The sequence below is a fragment of the Clostridium folliculivorans genome, from assembly GCF_024341905.1.
GTDB lineage: Bacteria > Bacillota > Clostridia > Clostridiales > Clostridiaceae > Clostridium_AR > Clostridium_AR folliculivorans.
Genome location: NZ_BQXY01000001.1, coordinates 774,848 through 791,122 on the forward strand (window position 1 = coordinate 774,848; position 16,275 = coordinate 791,122).

The 16,275-nt window shown below is 30.8% G+C and carries 15 protein-coding genes; 10 read left to right on the plus strand and 5 right to left on the minus strand.

The features are described 5' to 3' along the window. Positions 1 to 16 precede the first annotated feature (16 nt). From OCU55_RS03380 to OCU55_RS03395, 4 genes are all read left to right on the plus strand, one after another. Positions 17 to 1,441 carry a coproporphyrinogen III oxidase gene (locus tag OCU55_RS03380; protein WP_261850901.1) on the plus strand — a complete coding sequence of 475 codons (1,425 nt, stop codon included), beginning with the start codon at positions 17 to 19 and terminating at the stop codon, positions 1,439 to 1,441. A gap of 16 nt (positions 1,442 to 1,457) precedes the next feature. Further along, on the plus strand, positions 1,458 to 2,714 hold the full coding sequence (gene hisS / locus OCU55_RS03385) for a histidine--tRNA ligase (RefSeq protein WP_261850902.1): 1,257 nt from the start codon (positions 1,458 to 1,460) through the stop codon (positions 2,712 to 2,714). Positions 2,715 to 2,725: 11 nt separating this feature from the next. Further along, positions 2,726 to 4,510 carry an aspartate--tRNA ligase gene (gene aspS / locus OCU55_RS03390; protein WP_261850903.1) on the plus strand — a complete coding sequence of 595 codons (1,785 nt, stop codon included), beginning with the start codon at positions 2,726 to 2,728 and terminating at the stop codon, positions 4,508 to 4,510. Between the two features lie 261 nt (positions 4,511 to 4,771). Continuing rightward, positions 4,772 to 5,068 carry a metal-sensitive transcriptional regulator gene (locus OCU55_RS03395; protein ID WP_261850904.1) on the plus strand — a complete coding sequence of 99 codons (297 nt, stop codon included), beginning with the start codon at positions 4,772 to 4,774 and terminating at the stop codon, positions 5,066 to 5,068. Between the two features lie 75 nt (positions 5,069 to 5,143). On the opposite strand, the gene OCU55_RS03400 is transcribed toward OCU55_RS03395, so the two are convergent. Continuing rightward, positions 5,144 to 5,611 (minus strand): threonine/serine exporter family protein, encoded by a 468-nt coding sequence (locus OCU55_RS03400; protein WP_261850905.1) that lies wholly within the window; start codon positions 5,609 to 5,611, stop codon positions 5,144 to 5,146. A 1-nt stretch (position 5,612) separates the two neighbouring features. After that, on the minus strand, positions 5,613 to 6,380 hold the full coding sequence (locus OCU55_RS03405) for a threonine/serine exporter family protein (protein ID WP_261850906.1): 768 nt from the start codon (positions 6,378 to 6,380) through the stop codon (positions 5,613 to 5,615). Between the two features lie 460 nt (positions 6,381 to 6,840). On the opposite strand from OCU55_RS03405, the gene glyA reads away from it, so the two are divergent. From glyA to ymfI, 3 genes are all read left to right on the plus strand, one after another. After that, complete coding sequence (gene glyA, locus OCU55_RS03410; protein WP_261850907.1) at positions 6,841 to 8,076, plus strand: serine hydroxymethyltransferase; 1,236 nt, start codon at positions 6,841 to 6,843, stop codon at positions 8,074 to 8,076. A 242-nt stretch (positions 8,077 to 8,318) separates the two neighbouring features. Continuing rightward, entirely contained in the window at positions 8,319 to 9,254 is a 936-nt protein-coding gene (locus OCU55_RS03415) for a dipeptidase (RefSeq protein ID WP_261850908.1), read from the plus strand. A 59-nt stretch (positions 9,255 to 9,313) separates the two neighbouring features. Beyond that, on the plus strand, positions 9,314 to 10,057 hold the full coding sequence (gene ymfI / locus OCU55_RS03420; protein ID WP_261850909.1) for an elongation factor P 5-aminopentanone reductase: 744 nt from the start codon (positions 9,314 to 9,316) through the stop codon (positions 10,055 to 10,057). Positions 10,058 to 10,223: 166 nt separating this feature from the next. Here the strand turns inward: ymfI and OCU55_RS03425 are convergent, their stop codons facing one another. Together OCU55_RS03425 and OCU55_RS03430 are read right to left on the minus strand one after the other, a co-directional pair. After that, positions 10,224 to 11,714 (minus strand): sensor histidine kinase, encoded by a 1,491-nt coding sequence (locus tag OCU55_RS03425; protein WP_261850910.1) that lies wholly within the window; start codon positions 11,712 to 11,714, stop codon positions 10,224 to 10,226. Further along, positions 11,711 to 12,385, minus strand: coding sequence for a response regulator (locus tag OCU55_RS03430; protein WP_261850911.1), 675 nt, complete (start codon positions 12,383 to 12,385; stop codon positions 11,711 to 11,713). The genes OCU55_RS03425 and OCU55_RS03430 overlap by 4 nt, the downstream gene beginning before the upstream one ends. Positions 12,386 to 12,759: 374 nt before the next feature. On the opposite strand from OCU55_RS03430, the gene OCU55_RS03435 reads away from it, so the two are divergent. The 3 genes from OCU55_RS03435 to OCU55_RS03445 are packed head-to-tail and all read left to right on the plus strand — an operon-like array spanning position 12,760 to position 15,841. Further along, on the plus strand, positions 12,760 to 14,040 hold the full coding sequence (locus OCU55_RS03435; RefSeq protein ID WP_261850912.1) for a M16 family metallopeptidase: 1,281 nt from the start codon (positions 12,760 to 12,762) through the stop codon (positions 14,038 to 14,040). Next, entirely contained in the window at positions 14,024 to 14,665 is a 642-nt protein-coding gene (gene recX / locus OCU55_RS03440; protein WP_261850913.1) for a recombination regulator RecX, read from the plus strand. The genes OCU55_RS03435 and recX overlap by 17 nt, the downstream gene beginning before the upstream one ends. A gap of 6 nt (positions 14,666 to 14,671) precedes the next feature. Beyond that, positions 14,672 to 15,841 carry a transglutaminase-like domain-containing protein gene (locus tag OCU55_RS03445; protein WP_261850914.1) on the plus strand — a complete coding sequence of 390 codons (1,170 nt, stop codon included), beginning with the start codon at positions 14,672 to 14,674 and terminating at the stop codon, positions 15,839 to 15,841. A 13-nt stretch (positions 15,842 to 15,854) separates the two neighbouring features. Here OCU55_RS03445 and OCU55_RS03450 read toward each other — a convergent pair whose 3' ends face one another. Next, positions 15,855 to 16,211 (minus strand): tetratricopeptide repeat protein, encoded by a 357-nt coding sequence (locus OCU55_RS03450; protein ID WP_206868601.1) that lies wholly within the window; start codon positions 16,209 to 16,211, stop codon positions 15,855 to 15,857. Positions 16,212 to 16,275: the final 64 nt, after the last annotated feature.

Genomic DNA, 16,275 nt, shown 5'->3' on the forward strand with positions numbered 1-16,275 from the left:
TATGTTAGGAGCACATATGGAAATTAAGATAAAACTAAATGATGAAAAGTATAGATATGATGTATATCAAATGTTTAATATTTTCTTCACCTTTCAAGACATTTCTTTTGTTAAGGAGGGTGAAGATTTCTGCGTGTCTATAAACGGTGATTATATGGAATTACTTAAAGACCAAGAAATTCTTTTTAAAGGAAATATAAAAGACGGTAAAAAAGAGGAAATAAAGAAGAGTATTTTTACTACTTTATCAAACCTTACTGGAGAGAAATACCCGTGGGGAACAATGATTGGTATAAGGCCTAGTAAGAGAGCACTGAAGCTTATAAACGAAGGCGTTTCAGAAGAGGAAATAGTAAAACATTATTCTGATGAGTTTTTGGTAGAGAAAGAAAAGGCTCAACTTTGTATCGAAGTGGCTAAATACGAGGAGAAGTTTGTAAATAAACATTCAAAAACCATTAGTATATATGTTGGGATGCCATTTTGTCCTACAAGATGTTTGTATTGTTCTTTTGCATCCAATCCAATAGGTGGATGTAAGAAGCAAGTTGATCCTTATCTAGAGGCTCTTTCAAAAGAGATTTCTTTAATTAAAGATTATGTTAAAAGCAAAGAGTTGATCATTGAAACTGTATATTTTGGTGGGGGTACGCCTACAGCAGTAGATGATGAACAATTTGAGGATATAATGAGGAAAGTTTATGAAAGCTTTGTTTTAGATAACAATATTAAAGAGTTTACAGTAGAGTGTGGAAGACCCGATAGCATAACTGCTAAGAAACTTCAATCAATGAAGAAATATTCAGTAGACAGAATAAGCATAAACCCTCAATCTATGAATGATCTTACTTTAAAAGAAATCGGTAGAAATCATACTGTGGCAGATGTGATTGATAAATTTAATCTTGCAAGAAGCACAGGTTTTGATAATATAAATATGGATATAATTGTGGGGCTTCCCAACGAGGGATTAGAACAAGTAGAAAATACCTATAGAAGAATTCTTGAATTGAATCCAGAGAGTTTGACTGTACATGGAATGTCTATAAAAAGAAGTTCTAGACTGCACGAGAATCTAGTTTTAAAACAGACTATTCATATTCCAAGGCAAGAAGAGCTTAATAAAATGTACAATGAAACAAAAAAGTTGGCTGAAGATTTAGGGATGCACCCATACTATATGTATAGGCAAAAAAATATGGTAGGAAATATGGAGAATGTGGGATATTCAAAAGTTGATAAAGAATGTATATATAACATTCAAATGATTGAAGATAGCCAAACCATAATAGCCTTAGGGGCAGATGCTGTCTCAAAAGTGGTGTTTTTGGATGAAAATAGAATAGAGCGCTTTGGAAATGTTAAGGATGTTAAAGAATATATAAATAGAATTGACGAAATGATAGAAGGTAAAATAGCCTTATTTAACACATTATATTAGTTTTGGAGGTAGTAACATGTCATCAATACAGGCACCTAAAGGAACCAAGGATATGCTGCCAAGTGACGCATATAAATGGCACTATGTAGAAGAAAAGTTTAGAAAATTATCAAAAGAATATGGTATAAGAGAAATAAGAACTCCTATGTTTGAACATACAGAATTATTCTTAAGAGGGGTTGGAGAGACTACTGATATCGTTCAAAAGGAAATGTACACTTTTGAAGATAAAGGTGGAAGAAGTGTAACTTTAAAGCCAGAAGGAACTGCACCAGCAGTTAGAGCTTTTATTGAAAGCAGCCTGTATGCAGATGCACAGCCTACAAAGCTTTATTATTTTACTCCTGCATTTAGATATGAAAATGTTCAAAAGGGAAGACTAAGACAATTTCATCAATATGGCATAGAAGTATTTGGATCTAAAGAAGCATCAATAGATGCTGAAATCATATCACTTGCTATGAGAGCTTTAGGGGAGTTTGGACTAAATGACCTTAGTTTAAATATAAACAGTTTAGGCTGTCCACACTGTAGAGAAAAGTTTAATAATGCACTTAAAGAGTATCTTAAGGAAAATCACGACAATCTTTGTGCGACCTGTAAAACTAGATTTGAAAGAAATCCTATGAGAATACTTGACTGTAAAGAACATAAGTGTAAGGGAATTACTGAAAAAGCTCCAGTTATACTAGATTTTATTTGTGAAGAGTGCAATACTCATTTTGATAATTTGAAAGGGTACTTAGATGCATTAGGAATAAAATATAATGTTGATCCTAAAATCGTAAGAGGCTTAGATTATTATACAAAAACAGTTTTTGAAATAATCCATGATGGATTAACAGTTTGCGGTGGAGGAAGATATGATAAGCTGATTGAAGAAATTGGTGGACCTTCAATGCCAGCCTTTGGATTTGGATTAGGGCTTGAAAGACTTCTTATGATAATAGAAAATCAAGGTGTAGAAATTCCAAAACCAATATATATAGACTTGTTTGTTGGTTCAATTGGGGAAAAATCTAATTTTGAAGCATTAAAATTGATTTGCGATTTAAGGAAATATGGAATATACTGTGAATGTGATCATATGAAGAAGAGCGTTAAAGCTCAAATGAAATATGCTAATAAAATAGGAGCAAGATTCACTTTAATATTAGGTGAAGATGAAATTGCTAATAAGTCAGCAAAACTTAAAAATATGAGTAATGGCGAAGAAAGTATAGTAAATCTTACTGATTTAGATTTTTTAGCTAAATTAATAAAAGAGCAATAGGAGGATACACCATGGGTGAAGCATTACAAGGATTAAAAAGAACCATAATGTGTGGTGAAGTAAGAGAAAGTAATATAGGCGAAAACATAACAGTAATGGGATGGGTTCAAAGAAGAAGAAATTTAGGTGGATTAGAATTTGTAGATTTAAGAGATAGAACAGGAATACTTCAAGTTGTTTTTGGAGACGAGATAAACAGTGAAGCATTTAACAAAGCTGGTAGCATAAGATCAGAATACTGTATTGCTGTTACTGGTGAGGTAGTAAAAAGAGAAGCTCCAAACAACAATATTCCAACTGGTATGGTAGAACTTAAGGCTGAGTACATAAAGATATTATCTGAGTCTGAAACTCCACCTATATATATAAAAGAAAATTTAGATGCAGCTGAAAATATAAGATTAAAATATAGATATCTTGATCTAAGAAGACCAGATATGCAAAATATATTCAAGATAAGACACAGAGCTACTAAAGCAATAAGAGATTTTCTTGATAATAATGGTTTCTTAGAAGTTGAGACTCCAATACTTACAAAATCTACTCCAGAAGGAGCTAGAGACTATCTAGTGCCTTCAAGAAATTATCCAGGAATGTTTTATGCATTACCTCAATCACCACAGTTGTTTAAGCAACTTTTAATGGTTTCAGGATTTGATAAATACTTCCAAATAGCTAAATGCTTTAGAGATGAGGATTTAAGAGCTAACAGACAACCTGAGTTTACTCAAGTTGACCTTGAGATGAGCTTCGTTGAAGCTGATGATGTAATGGCATTAAATGAGGGATTAATAGCTCATGTATTTAAAGAAGTTTTAGGTGTAGAAGTTAAACTTCCAATAAAGAGAATGACTTTTAAAGAAGGTATGGAAAAGTACGGCTCTGATAAACCAGATTTAAGATTTGGTATGGAGATTACTGATCTTACTGAAGTTGTTAAATTTGCAGAATTTAAAGTGTTTGCTGATGCAATAGCAAATAACGGATCTGTTAGAGCTCTTAACTTAAAAGGTGGAGCTTCCATGGGAAGAAAAGATATAGATAGATTAGGTGAATTCGTTAAGACGTTCAAAGCTAAAGGATTAGCTTGGATACAACTTAAAGAAGGCGAAGTGAAATCTCCAATAGCTAAGTTCTTAAAGGAAGATGAACTTAAAAATATTATAAATACAATGAATGCAGAAGATGGAGATTTAATTTTAATCGTTGCAGATAAAAACTCTGTAGTTTTCCAAAGCTTAGGTCAACTAAGATTAGAATTGGCTAAAAAGTTTGATTTAATAAAGGATAAAAATGAATTTAACTTTACTTGGATTACTGAGTTCCCACTTTTCGAGTATGATGAAGAAGAAGGAAGATACTTTGCAGCACATCATCCGTTCACAATGCCAATGGATGAAGATATAGATTTCTTAACATCTGATCCTGGAAAAGTAAGAGCTAAGGCTTATGACTTAGTTCTAAATGGAGAAGAACTTGGTGGAGGATCTATAAGAATCCACGATACTAAGCTTCAAGAAAAGATGTTTGAAGCTCTAGGATTTACAACTGAATCAGCTTGGGAAAAGTTTGGATTCTTACTTGAAGCATTTAAGTTTGGACCACCACCTCACGGCGGATTAGCATTTGGCTTAGATAGAATGATAATGTTCTTAGCAGGTACTGATAACATAAAAGATGTTATCACATTCCCTAAGAATCAAAATGCGTTCTGTTATTTAACTGAAGCTCCTAATGTTGTGGATGAAAAACAATTAACAGAGCTTGGAATTGCAACTGTAAAAAGTGAAAAATAGATTGCTATAAACTAAGGCAGTTATTGATATGAAAAATAACTTCAATATTTATTATTGGAGTTATTTTTTACTATATAGAAAAATATAAAATTTTTATGCTAGCTAAATCTAGAAATTTCAAGTGCATAGGCTAACATTATAACTATAAATTCAACTATTCAAGAGCGATTGTTTGTAATAAAGAAGTTATTTATTGTATAAAAGAAGCACAGATGATACAATATATACCGTATACTGGTATACTAACAGGAGTGATATATTATGGATGAAATAATTGATGATATTGTTGATGAAAAAAGCGAAAAACTTAAGAAAGATATATTAGTAAGGCTAAGAAGAATAGAAGGTCAAGTAAAAGGCATTCATGGAATGATAGATAAAAACGTATGTTGTCCTGATGTTCTTGTACAAATAGCAGCTATTAGAGCGGCTATAAATAAAGTTGGAGCATTAATTATAGAAGATTATGCTAGAAATTGTATGGGCATTCCCCACGATTCAGAAGCAGAAGAAGGTCTACAGCAATTAATTAAGACAATCAATACCTTTATGAAGTAATTTGATTTAATAAACATCAACATTAATTTAAAAAATAGGCATCTCCTTAGGGGGTGCCTATTTTGGTGATTAAAATCAATAAGGTCTTCTATTCTTATCAACTATCTCCATATAACGATGTCTAGCAGAACTAATCAATCTTGTAATTGTTGAAACAAATATTACGCCAAGTGCTAATGTTCCAGCACTTGCTAAAGTGGTAGCTAAAGTCTGAAAAGATTTATTCATATCCCCTCTAATAGCTTCATACATCGTATAATACATTCCACCGCCTGGTACTAGAGGTATAAGAGCACAAATAACTATTGTAGTAACTGGGGTTTTTAGTATTCTAGCACATGCTTCTGAATACGCACTGAATACAATTGATGAAATAAATAAACCAGCTATATCTGAACCTGTTTTCTGTAAAGCAAGCTTATAAATTATCCAGCTTATCATACCACCAATAGAAGAAAAAATTAAGTTTTTTCCTTTTATATTAAAGATTATACCAAATCCGAAGGTAGCAATGAAAGCAGCTATAGTTTCTTTAAACAACATATTATATACCTCCAAACTTATTAAACCAAAGAATAAGAACAACACCGGTACCAACAGCGATAGAAATAGCTATTAAGAATGCTTCAGCAGCTCTTGTAAGTCCAGAAACTAGATCGCCAGCAATAGTATCCCGTATAGCGTTTGTTATGGCTAGACCTGGGACTAGAAGCATTACTGAACCTATTATAACTTTATCTACGTTAGAACCTATACCCTCTCTAACTAAAATTAGAGCCATACCAGCCACAATAGAGCCGCTTATACTATTTATAAAAAAGTCGTTTATGCTAAGTTCACTGCAGAGATTGGAAAATAACATTATAATAACTCCAATTATAAATGCAGAAACAAAATCCTTAATATTGCCGCCAAATAATATGGAAAATGCTGCAGCACCTAAGGCAGAGAAAAATATGGTTATAGGAGCGCTATATCTTTTCCCATTCTCAATATTAATAAGCTCGTTATAAAATTGATCAACTGTAAGATCTAAAGTTTTTATATTACGAGATAAGTCATTCACTCTAGAAATTTTTTCTAGGTTTACAGTTCTTCTATGTATTCTCTTTATAAGAGAGGTAGTCTTATGATTTTCATCGGAAACAGAAGACATTATACCCGTTGGCGTAACAAAACTTTCAGCGTATTCCACTCCGAAAGCTTTGCATATTCTCCAAATGGTTTCTTCAACTCTATAAGTTTCACCACCGCTCTCTAGTATAATTTGGCCAGCGAAAGTGGCAACATGTAAAATTTTATTTATGTCCATAATAACCTCATTGAAATTCTATAATTGATTATTAGTAATATTTTAATAGTAGCAGTTTTATAGTAACCCTTTAACAGGGGGCTTATTAAAATTTAATTTTTATTTGATCTTAAAATATTATTTACTATCAGTTTCAGACCAATATAATTGACGCTAAAACCATGAAATAATTATGTTAAAATCACACCAGTTGTATTATAACATAATTATTGAAGGAACTTAATTATTTACCAAAGATTTAAATAATAATTAACCATGAGCCAATTTAATTATAAAATATTTAATATTTATCATGGTTTGGGTAGAAAAATTAGAAATACCTAAAATAGCATTAATGAGATATTTTAACAATATTTATACCTGAAAATGTTTTCATTACGATTTTTATTAAGTGGTTATATTGATTAAATTCTTATTAAAACATATAATCAATATAAACGAAAGAAATTGGGGTGATTGAATGGATTTTAATAATTTAAGAAACAATGACAAAGACATATATGATCTTGTAGAAAAAGAACTACATAGACAACAAAATGGAATAGAACTTATAGCTTCCGAAAATTTTACTAGTGAAGCAGTTATGGAAGCCATGGGATCATATTTAACTAACAAATACGCTGAAGGATATCCAAGCAAAAGATACTATGGTGGATGTCACGTAGTAGATGAAGTAGAAGACATAGCAAGAGAAAGAGCAAAAAAACTTTTTGGAGCTGAACATGCTAATGTACAACCACATTCAGGTTCTCAAGCAAACATGGCAGTCTATTTTTCAGTATTAAATCCTGGAGATACAGTTTTAGGGATGGATCTTAGCAATGGAGGACATCTAACTCACGGATCACCTGTGAATTTTTCTGGAAAGTTATTTAAATTTGTATCTTATAAGGTAGATAAAACTACTGAAACAATAGATTATGAAGAAGTTAGAAAGATTGCTTTAGACTGTAAGCCAAAAATGATAGTTGCTGGAGCAAGCGCATATTCAAGAACTCTTGATTTCGAAAAATTCAGAGCTATTGCTGATGAAGTTGGAGCATACTTAATGGTGGATATGGCTCACATTGCTGGACTTGTAGCTACAGGAAATCATCCATCACCGGTTCCATATGCTGATTTTGTTACTTCAACAACTCATAAGACTTTAAGAGGTCCAAGAGGTGGGCTAATCCTTTGTAAGGAAAAGTATGCAAAGGATATTGATAAAACTATTTTCCCTGGAATGCAAGGTGGACCACTTATGCATATAATTGCAGGTAAAGCTGTTTGCTTTAAGGAAGCATTAGAGCCTTCATTTAAGGAATATACAACTCAAGTTATAAAGAATGCTAAAGTTCTTGGTGAAGAATTAATAGCTAGAGGGTTTAAATTAGTATCTAACGGTACTGACAATCATTTATTACTTGTAGATTTAAGCAATAAAGATATAACAGGTAAAGAAGCAGAAATACTTCTTGATACTATAGGAATAACAGTAAATAAGAATACAGTGCCAAATGAAACTAGAAGCCCATTTGTAACTAGTGGGGTAAGAATAGGAACTCCTGCAGTTACAACAAGAGGTTTTGTTGAAGCTGATATGAAAGAAATTGCTGAAATAATTGACTTCGTAATAACTAATAAGGATGGGGATCTTTCTTTTGCAAAGGAAAAAGTAAAAGTACTTTGTGATAAATATCCATTATATAAGTAAGTCTCATTAGGCTGATGAATGAACCATTGTAGTTCAATATCCACATAGTCCTCTAAAGTTGTAGAGAGGCTCATGTGATTAATTGGAGCTGCAGTGGTTCATATTTATTTATGAATATGTTTAGTAATGAGTTGAAATTAAATTATCACTATTTATATTTTAATGGGTGCGTAAGAGAATTAATAGGAGCAGGTACATCTTTAGCTTTAAAGTGATAAAATAGTATAAAAGGGAGTGATTGTATGAATTTTATTGATTTACATTGCGATACAGCGCTGAAGTTATTTAGTGATAGAGACGCTAAGTTAAGAGAAAATCAGTTTTCTGTCGACATTATGAAATTAAAAGCTGGTAATGCTAAAGCTCAATTCTTTGCATTATTCTTAGAAAAAGATCAATGTGGTGATTTAAAAAATGATTGTATTGATATGTATAAAAGATTAGTTAGTGAATTAGATGAAAATAAATCTGATATAGCTTTAGTTAGAAATTATGATCAGTACTTAAGATGTCAAAATGAAAATAAGCTAGGAGCTTTTATAACTATAGAGGAAGGCGGAGCAATAGCTGGGGATATAAATAATCTGCAAGAATTCTATGATATGGGTATTAGATTAATAACCTTGACTTGGAATTTTGAAAATGAAATTGGCTATCCACATTGCAAAAAAGAATATGCAGATAAGGGATTGAAACCATTTGGTATAGAAGTGGTTAAAAAAATGAATGAACTCGGAATAATTATCGATGTATCCCATCTATCTGATGGTGGATTTTTTGATGTAGCTAAGTGCTCAACAAAACCTTTTGTTGCGTCTCATTCAAATTCTAGAGCTATAAGAAACCATACTAGAAATTTAACAGATGAGATGATTAAAATATTAAGCACTGCAGGTGGAGTAATGGGAATAAACTTCTGCAGCGGTTTTGTAGGTAAGAGTAAGACTACCAAAATAGATGATATGGTAGAGCATATTAATCACATAAGAAAAATTGGTGGAATAGATTGTATAGCTTTAGGTAGTGACTTTGATGGTATAGAAAACGAAGTTGAAATAAAAGATGCAAGTGAGATGGGAAAATTAGCAGATGCTCTTGTAAAAAATAATTTCTCTTATGATGATGTTGAAAAGATATTCTATAAAAATGCGGAAAGAATTATAAGAGAAGTATTGTAGTGAAATATAAGCAACTTTGCAAAAATTAAGGATATATAAATTTAGTAGGTGAATAATTTATGAATGATTTAAACGGAAGAGTAGTTATAGTAACTGGCGCTTCAAAAGGAATAGGAAAAGACATAGCGATGAATCTAGCTTCTAAAGGAGCTTCAATAGTTGTTAACTATAATAAAGACCTTGAAGGGGCAGAGGAAGTTGTTAGTTATATAAAAGAGAATGGCGGTTATGCAGTAGCATTTCAAAGCAATGTAGGAATATATTCAGAAGCTCAAAGGTTGATAGAATTTACGTACGAAACTTTTGGAAAAATTGATATTCTTATAAATAATGCAGGCGTTTCTCATATTGGATTATTGATGGATATGAATGAAAATGAAATAGATAGGCTGATAGATACTAACATCAAAGGTGTAATGTATACATCAAAGTTTGCAATTCCATATTTCTTAAATAAAGGAAAAGGTATTATTATCAATATATCTTCAATATGGGGGCAGTCAGGTGCGGCTTGTGAGGCTATTTATAGTGCTACTAAGGGAGCTGTAAACAGTTTTACAAAAGCCTTAGCGAAGGAACTTGCGCCATCTAAGATAAGAGTCAATGGTGTAGCGCCAGGCGTTATAAATACATCGATGAATAAGTGGCTCTCAGAAGAAGAAAAGAGCATGCTCATAGATGAGATACCAATGTGCAGATTTGGTGAAGGAAATGAGGTTGCTGAAGTTGTAAGTTTTCTATGCTCAGAACAATCCTCTTACCTAACAGGTCAAATACTCACAGTGGATGGCGGAATGATTTAATATACATCTATAGAATACCAGGTCCAAATGAAATGTATTTATCAAGTAAAATACCATTAATAGTTAAATAGATTATTGGTACATCTATATATAAAAGCCATACATAAATGAGAAAAGGTATCTCATAATATGTATGGCTTCATATCTATAAAGTATCGATGTTTTGTTAAGTATGAGTTATGTTACTATTGTCTAAACTTAAGTCAAAGAAAAATTCAACTCCATTTGAGGTGTTTCTTACTCCGAAGGTACTGTTATGTTGTGTAAGTATCTGCTTAACAATCGCAAGGCCAAGGCCACTACTTCCTTCAGAACGGCTTCTCGCCTTATCAACTCTATAAAATTGAACCCAAACCTTTTCTAAATCATCCTTTTGCAAGAATGCTCCGGTGTTTTCTATGGAGAATAAAGCTTTTGTGTTATCAACACCTATAAATATGTTTATACTTTCATTTTCATTAGTGTACTTTATAGCATTAGTTATAAAGTTAGTTATAACACCCTCAATTTTAAATTCATCCCCAACCACCATGATAATATTTTCATCTGAATAAGATTTGTTTATTTTTAAGTTTTTTTCTGCAAAACTGTGTGAGTATTTAAAAAGTATTTCGTTAGTAAGTGATACTATATCAAAAGAGTTTATTTGAAGTTTATTACTATCTGATTCAAGTCTTGAAAGTTCAAGCATATCCATAACTAACTTATTCATTTTATTAGATTCATCAATTATTATGTCTAGGTATATATCCTTAGCTTCACCATCAACAATATTATCCTTTAGCCCTTCGGCATATCCTTCGATAATTCCTATAGGAGTCTTCAATTCATGTGAAACTCCTGCAATAAACTCTTTACGTATCTTTTCAAGCTTACGCTCTTTTTCTATATCAGCCTGCAATTTTTGATTTTTTGTTCTCAAGTCAGTTAAAGCTGTAGATAAATTTTCTGATAAAAAGTTAAGTGTTTTAGCAAGTTCACCTATCTCATCTTCCCTATCTGAGATACATTGCTCAGTAAAGTCCATAGAAGACATCTTACGAGCAACCTTATTAAGCCTTTTTAATGGTTTTGATATTAAATCTGAGTATATAAAAGACAGTATAAGGCCTATAAAAATCAATGCAACAAATATATATTTATAAAACTGTCCTATTATTGAAGATGCTTCTTTAATGCTTTGGAAAGAATAAACTGTTATTAATATTGAATCATTTTTCGTATTAATAGACATAGGCGTTATGACTACTATATGTTTTATATTGTGCTTTTTATCGTCATAAACTTGGCTTAGAGTTTTTCCTGAACTAAAAATATCAGAAATATTGTCTGGGCTAATAAGCGAATTAAAAATACTACTTGTTACATCTAAACTTTGATCTGAACCAAACATAGGAAGACCATTTGATGAATAAATACCTGCCTGAGCACTAGCACTATACTGTAAATTGTTTAATCCACTGATTATTGCGTTTCTATTAGTGGTACCTGAGTATGAATCTTTAAAGCTTTCTACACTAGCTACCAGTAGATTCGTTTTTTTATCAGTATAAAAGCGCTCAAAGAAAAACATCTGAAACAAAGCAGCAGCAACCATTAAAGCTATTATTAGACCAAAGGTGATTACGAAAATTCTCTTTGATATACTTTGCTTCATTCTTTCACCTCAAACTTATAACCACTTCCTCTAACAGTAGTTATGAATTCAGATTTATCCAAAAGTTTTTCTCTTAATCTTTTAATATTCGTATCTACAGTTCTTAGATCGCCATAATAATCAATTCCCCATACACTATCTAATATCTGATCTCTTGTCAGAGCAATACCTTCATTGGAAACTAAATAAATCAATAGATCAAATTCTTTTGGTGATAGGTTTATAGTTTTATCGTATACCATAACCTCATGGGAAATTTTATTTATCTTAAGACCATCGTAGTCCATTATGTTAGTATCGGTTTTATTGCTAGTTCTTTTTAAAAGTGCTTTTGTTTTGGCTACTAAAACCTTTGGACTAAAAGGTTTGGTTACATAATCATCTGCACCAAGCTCGTATCCTAATAATTTATCATCTTCTTCACTTCGAGCTGTAAGCATTATTATAGGAGTTGTAGAAACTTCTCGTATTTTTTTGCATACTTCAAACCCATTAAGTTCTGGCATCATTATATCTAGTATCACTAAATCAATTTTTTCTTCAGAATATATGTTCAATGCTTCTTTACCGTTCTTTGCTTCAAATATTTTAAAGTTTTCTTTTAGGAAATAGTCCCTTAAAAGAAATCGGATTCTTATTTCATCTTCGACAATAAGTAATGTTAAACCCATAATTAAACCTCCTTGAAACTTTTACAATTTCATTATACCTAAGAAATGTGTCAATATATAGACAACGAATATAATTATTCAAATAATATTATAATTGAGTTTATATTGATATTATTATAAAATGTATAGATAAAGAGTTCTTGAGGCAATCCTTAAAATATACTTGTTTAAGAATATCGATTTAATGTAGTTTTGGGCATGTATAGATTGAAAGTTGTATTTTGAACTGTATAAATTTGTACCACTTAAATAGAAAATAAATTTTATAATTTTTTTAGAATTACAAAATAGATTTTGAAAATTCAAATTTGCTGGAAATAGGTACATGTATACTTAAATATAAACTTGAGCGTAATAAGAAATGGAGATTTTTAATGTATAAATTGAATTTAGATAGTAAGGCTACAAAGCTTAGTAATGGGCTTAATGTGATAACAATAAAAAAAGATACACAACTTGCTTCTATAAATGTAGGGGTTAAGGCTGGCTCATTAAATGAGGGAGTTAATGAAAAAGGGGTAGCTCATTTTATTGAGCATATGTTGTTTAAAGGAACTAAGACAAGAGATAATAAAACTTTGAATGACGAGTTGGAGTTTTTAGGTGGAGAATATAATGCATACACTGATTTTTGTTCCACTGTCTATAGTGTGACTTGTCTTCAGGAGGAGATTGAGAAAGCAATAGAACTGCTTGGAGATATGGTTATAGAATCAACCTTTGATAAAAATGAACTGGAAAAGGAAAGAGGGGTCATTTTAGCTGAAATAAAAACCAGTAAAGATGATATAGAAGATTTGAGTTTCAAGAGAATCAATGAAATTGCTTTTGAGTATAGTCCTTTAAGATATGAGATAAGTGGAGATGAAGAAAGTGTAAGTAGGTTTACTAAAGGTGATTTACTGAGTTTTTATAAGAAATTCTACACCCCAGATAATACTACAATAACAATTGTTTCATCTTATGATCATGGAGAGGCTATATCACTTATTTCTAAATTCTTTGGTGCATGGAATGGCACTTTAAGTCATAGAGATGAGATAGAACTTGAAAAAAATAAGGAAGTTACAGTAACTACGTATAAAAGGGATATAGAGTTAAGTACAATAACTTATTTGTATACTTTAGACAATATAGATAAGGATGAAGAATTAGCACTAAAGATTCTTAATCACAAATTTGGTGAGAGTGCTAATTCTATACTTTTTAGAGAGCTTAGGGAGGAAAGAGGCCTCGCATATGATATATATACTAATTTAGACTTAGGAAATGATATTAGAACTCTATATATATTTACTTCAGTTGAGGATGAGAATATAGAGGAAGCTCTTAATGCTATAAATGACTGTATAGAAAAGATAAAAACAGAGGAAATTCCGTTTCCAAAGAGTACAATTGAGCTCATGAAAAAGGTGCACAAAACTGCAGTGGTATCTACTCTTGATGATAGTTCAGAACTCTCTAATTATGTGCTTAATCAAATTCTTGAAGAAGAACCAATAGATGAGTTTATACATGATATGGAAAGACTTAACCATATAGAAAATGTAGATTTATATGATATTGCAAGAAAGGTTTTCAATAACCCTACAATTCATATTTTAAGATCAGACGCAGATAAGGAAGCAGAGGATATAGATGAGCAAAATCACTAATATAGAAGTGCAAAAAAAGAATCCTAAGAGAGTAAATGTATTTATTGATGAAGAATTTTCTTTCGGCTGTGATGCAGAATTAATCTATAGATATGGACTTAGAAAAGATGAAAAAGTTGATGTAGAGAAAATCAAAACAATAATCGAAGAAGAAGATTTTATTAAATGTAAAAATGCTGCATTAAGGACAATTGAAAGAAATTATAAAACTGAGAAAGAGATAAGAGATAAACTTATAGCAAAAGCTTTTCCAGAAAACTTGATTAAAAGAACATTAGATTTCTTAAAAGAGTATAATTTTTTAGATGATAAATTATATACTGAAATGTATTTAAAAGATAAGATTGGAAATCAGGGAAAGAATAAAATTTATTATAGTTTATTAAGAAAAGGTGTTTCAGAGGAACTATTGAAGGATAAAATAAATAATATAGATACAAAAAGAGAAGAAGAAGGTGCCTATTCACTATGCAAGAAAAAGTACGATTCTTTAATAAAGAGAGAATCAGATACATTAAAAATATCTCAAAAACTATTTAGGTTTATGGCATCAAAGGGATATGATTTTGAAATGATTAATAGATTGATAAAGCAAGTAATAAAAAGTGATCAATTTATGGAGTAGATGATTATGAATTTTAATACTACAAATCTTATACTTATAGTTGTGTTTATGATACCTATAATAGCAGGTTTCGTGAACAAATTTAGTTCAGAAGATGCTATGGAAGAAATTCTTGATATAGAAAAAAGTATTGCTCTATTTTTATCAATAGTTCTTGCTGTAGTTTATTGTTCTAAACAAGAATTATTACCTAAAATAGTAGATTATTTAAGTAGCTTATCAGATTACTTGGATAATATATTAAATGGATATAGGCAGATAAGTTATTATGCTGTGTTTTTGCTTATAATTTATTTAGTATATAATATAATATTTATTATAATAAGGATATTTAATAAGCTCACTGTACAACCATTTATAGATATTTTAAATAGGTATTCTCAGAAAAAAGGAAACGTATTTAGGGGATTTATAGGAGCTATATTTGCATTACCAAGAGCTATTATTTTTTTAATAGTTATTTGTATATCTTTGAATTTTATCAACTACCTTAACTTTCCTAGTGAAGTAAAAAAATCAATTAACGGAAGCGCTATATACAAGACTATAAGCAAGAATGTAATTAACCCGATTACAACTTCTCCTATAGTGAAAGAAATACCAAGAGTTTTAAATGACTCTCTTAAAATAAAGGTAGTAAGAGTTGATGAAAATCAAAATAGTAAAAATAGTAGTAAGAGCACAAATGCAAGAGAAGTAGTTTATTATAATGGTGTAACATTAGAGCAGGGCATTAAATCAAATGAAACAATAAATCAGGAGGCCTTAAAACTTACTAGATTTAAAAGCAGTGACAAAGAGAAAGCCAAGTCTTTGTATGCTTGGATTGGTACAAATATAGAATATGATGATAATAAAGCTAATGAAATACTTAGCAATAACTTTAGAGTACAGTCCGGAGCTATACCTACTTATGAAACAAGGACAGGGATTTGCTTTGATTACTCATGTCTTTATGTTGCAATGGCAAGAGCTGCTAATCTTAAAGTTAGATTAGTTATAGGTCAAGGATATAATGGGGAACAATGGGTAAATCATGCTTGGAATGAAGTTTATATAAAAGAAGAAAATCGCTGGATTACAGTAGATACTACTTTCTATAAAGCTGGAAATTATTTTGATTCTAAAAGATTTTATAATGATCATAAAATAGAGAAGATTGCAGGAGAATGGTAAAAAGCACCTAACTTTAAGGTGCTTTTTTGTATTTATTAACAATTAAATTAATTGCTTTTTCACAATCCTTGTCGCTGTTATCTAGTGCCCAAGCCATATTGAAATAACGTAGTGCTTTTTGAGGACTATTAATCATAGAATAACAATAAGCTAAGTTAAAAAAATATTTTGCATCTAAATTTAAATCAATGGCTTTACTAAGCATATCGATTGCCCTTGAGAAATCCTTGAGTTTAATATAACAAACACTTGCATTATAGTAGGAATAAGGCTCGTTGTCCTTTTCTTCTATAGCTTTGATATAATAGGAGAGGGCTTCCCCATAATTTTTATTGTTATAAAGTTCATTGCCTTTAACAAAACTACTCATAAAAATCCTCCAATACTTTTACAACAAATGTAATTATTCTCTTTAATAATTATTGACATAGGAT

What these genes read in the sequence shown, in the direction of transcription:
- ymfI (WP_261850909.1), top strand. Translation starts at nt 9,314, where the DNA reads ATGAATGATTTAAACGGAAGAGTAGTTATAGTAACTGGCGCTTCAAAA.
- glyA (WP_261850907.1), top strand. Translation starts at nt 6,841, where the DNA reads ATGGATTTTAATAATTTAAGAAACAATGACAAAGACATATATGATCTT.
- aspS (WP_261850903.1), top strand. Translation starts at nt 2,726, where the DNA reads ATGGGTGAAGCATTACAAGGATTAAAAAGAACCATAATGTGTGGTGAA.
- OCU55_RS03435 (WP_261850912.1), top strand. Translation starts at nt 12,760, where the DNA reads ATGTATAAATTGAATTTAGATAGTAAGGCTACAAAGCTTAGTAATGGG.
- OCU55_RS03430 (WP_261850911.1), bottom strand. Translation starts at nt 12,385, where the DNA reads ATGGGTTTAACATTACTTATTGTCGAAGATGAAATAAGAATCCGATTT.
- OCU55_RS03380 (WP_261850901.1), top strand. Translation starts at nt 17, where the DNA reads ATGGAAATTAAGATAAAACTAAATGATGAAAAGTATAGATATGATGTA.
- OCU55_RS03445 (WP_261850914.1), top strand. Translation starts at nt 14,672, where the DNA reads ATGAATTTTAATACTACAAATCTTATACTTATAGTTGTGTTTATGATA.
- OCU55_RS03405 (WP_261850906.1), bottom strand. Translation starts at nt 6,380, where the DNA reads ATGGACATAAATAAAATTTTACATGTTGCCACTTTCGCTGGCCAAATT.
- OCU55_RS03400 (WP_261850905.1), bottom strand. Translation starts at nt 5,611, where the DNA reads ATGTTGTTTAAAGAAACTATAGCTGCTTTCATTGCTACCTTCGGATTT.
- OCU55_RS03415 (WP_261850908.1), top strand. Translation starts at nt 8,319, where the DNA reads ATGAATTTTATTGATTTACATTGCGATACAGCGCTGAAGTTATTTAGT.
- recX (WP_261850913.1), top strand. Translation starts at nt 14,024, where the DNA reads ATGAGCAAAATCACTAATATAGAAGTGCAAAAAAAGAATCCTAAGAGA.
- hisS (WP_261850902.1), top strand. Translation starts at nt 1,458, where the DNA reads ATGTCATCAATACAGGCACCTAAAGGAACCAAGGATATGCTGCCAAGT.
- OCU55_RS03425 (WP_261850910.1), bottom strand. Translation starts at nt 11,714, where the DNA reads ATGAAGCAAAGTATATCAAAGAGAATTTTCGTAATCACCTTTGGTCTA.
- OCU55_RS03450 (WP_206868601.1), bottom strand. Translation starts at nt 16,211, where the DNA reads ATGAGTAGTTTTGTTAAAGGCAATGAACTTTATAACAATAAAAATTAT.
- OCU55_RS03395 (WP_261850904.1), top strand. Translation starts at nt 4,772, where the DNA reads ATGGATGAAATAATTGATGATATTGTTGATGAAAAAAGCGAAAAACTT.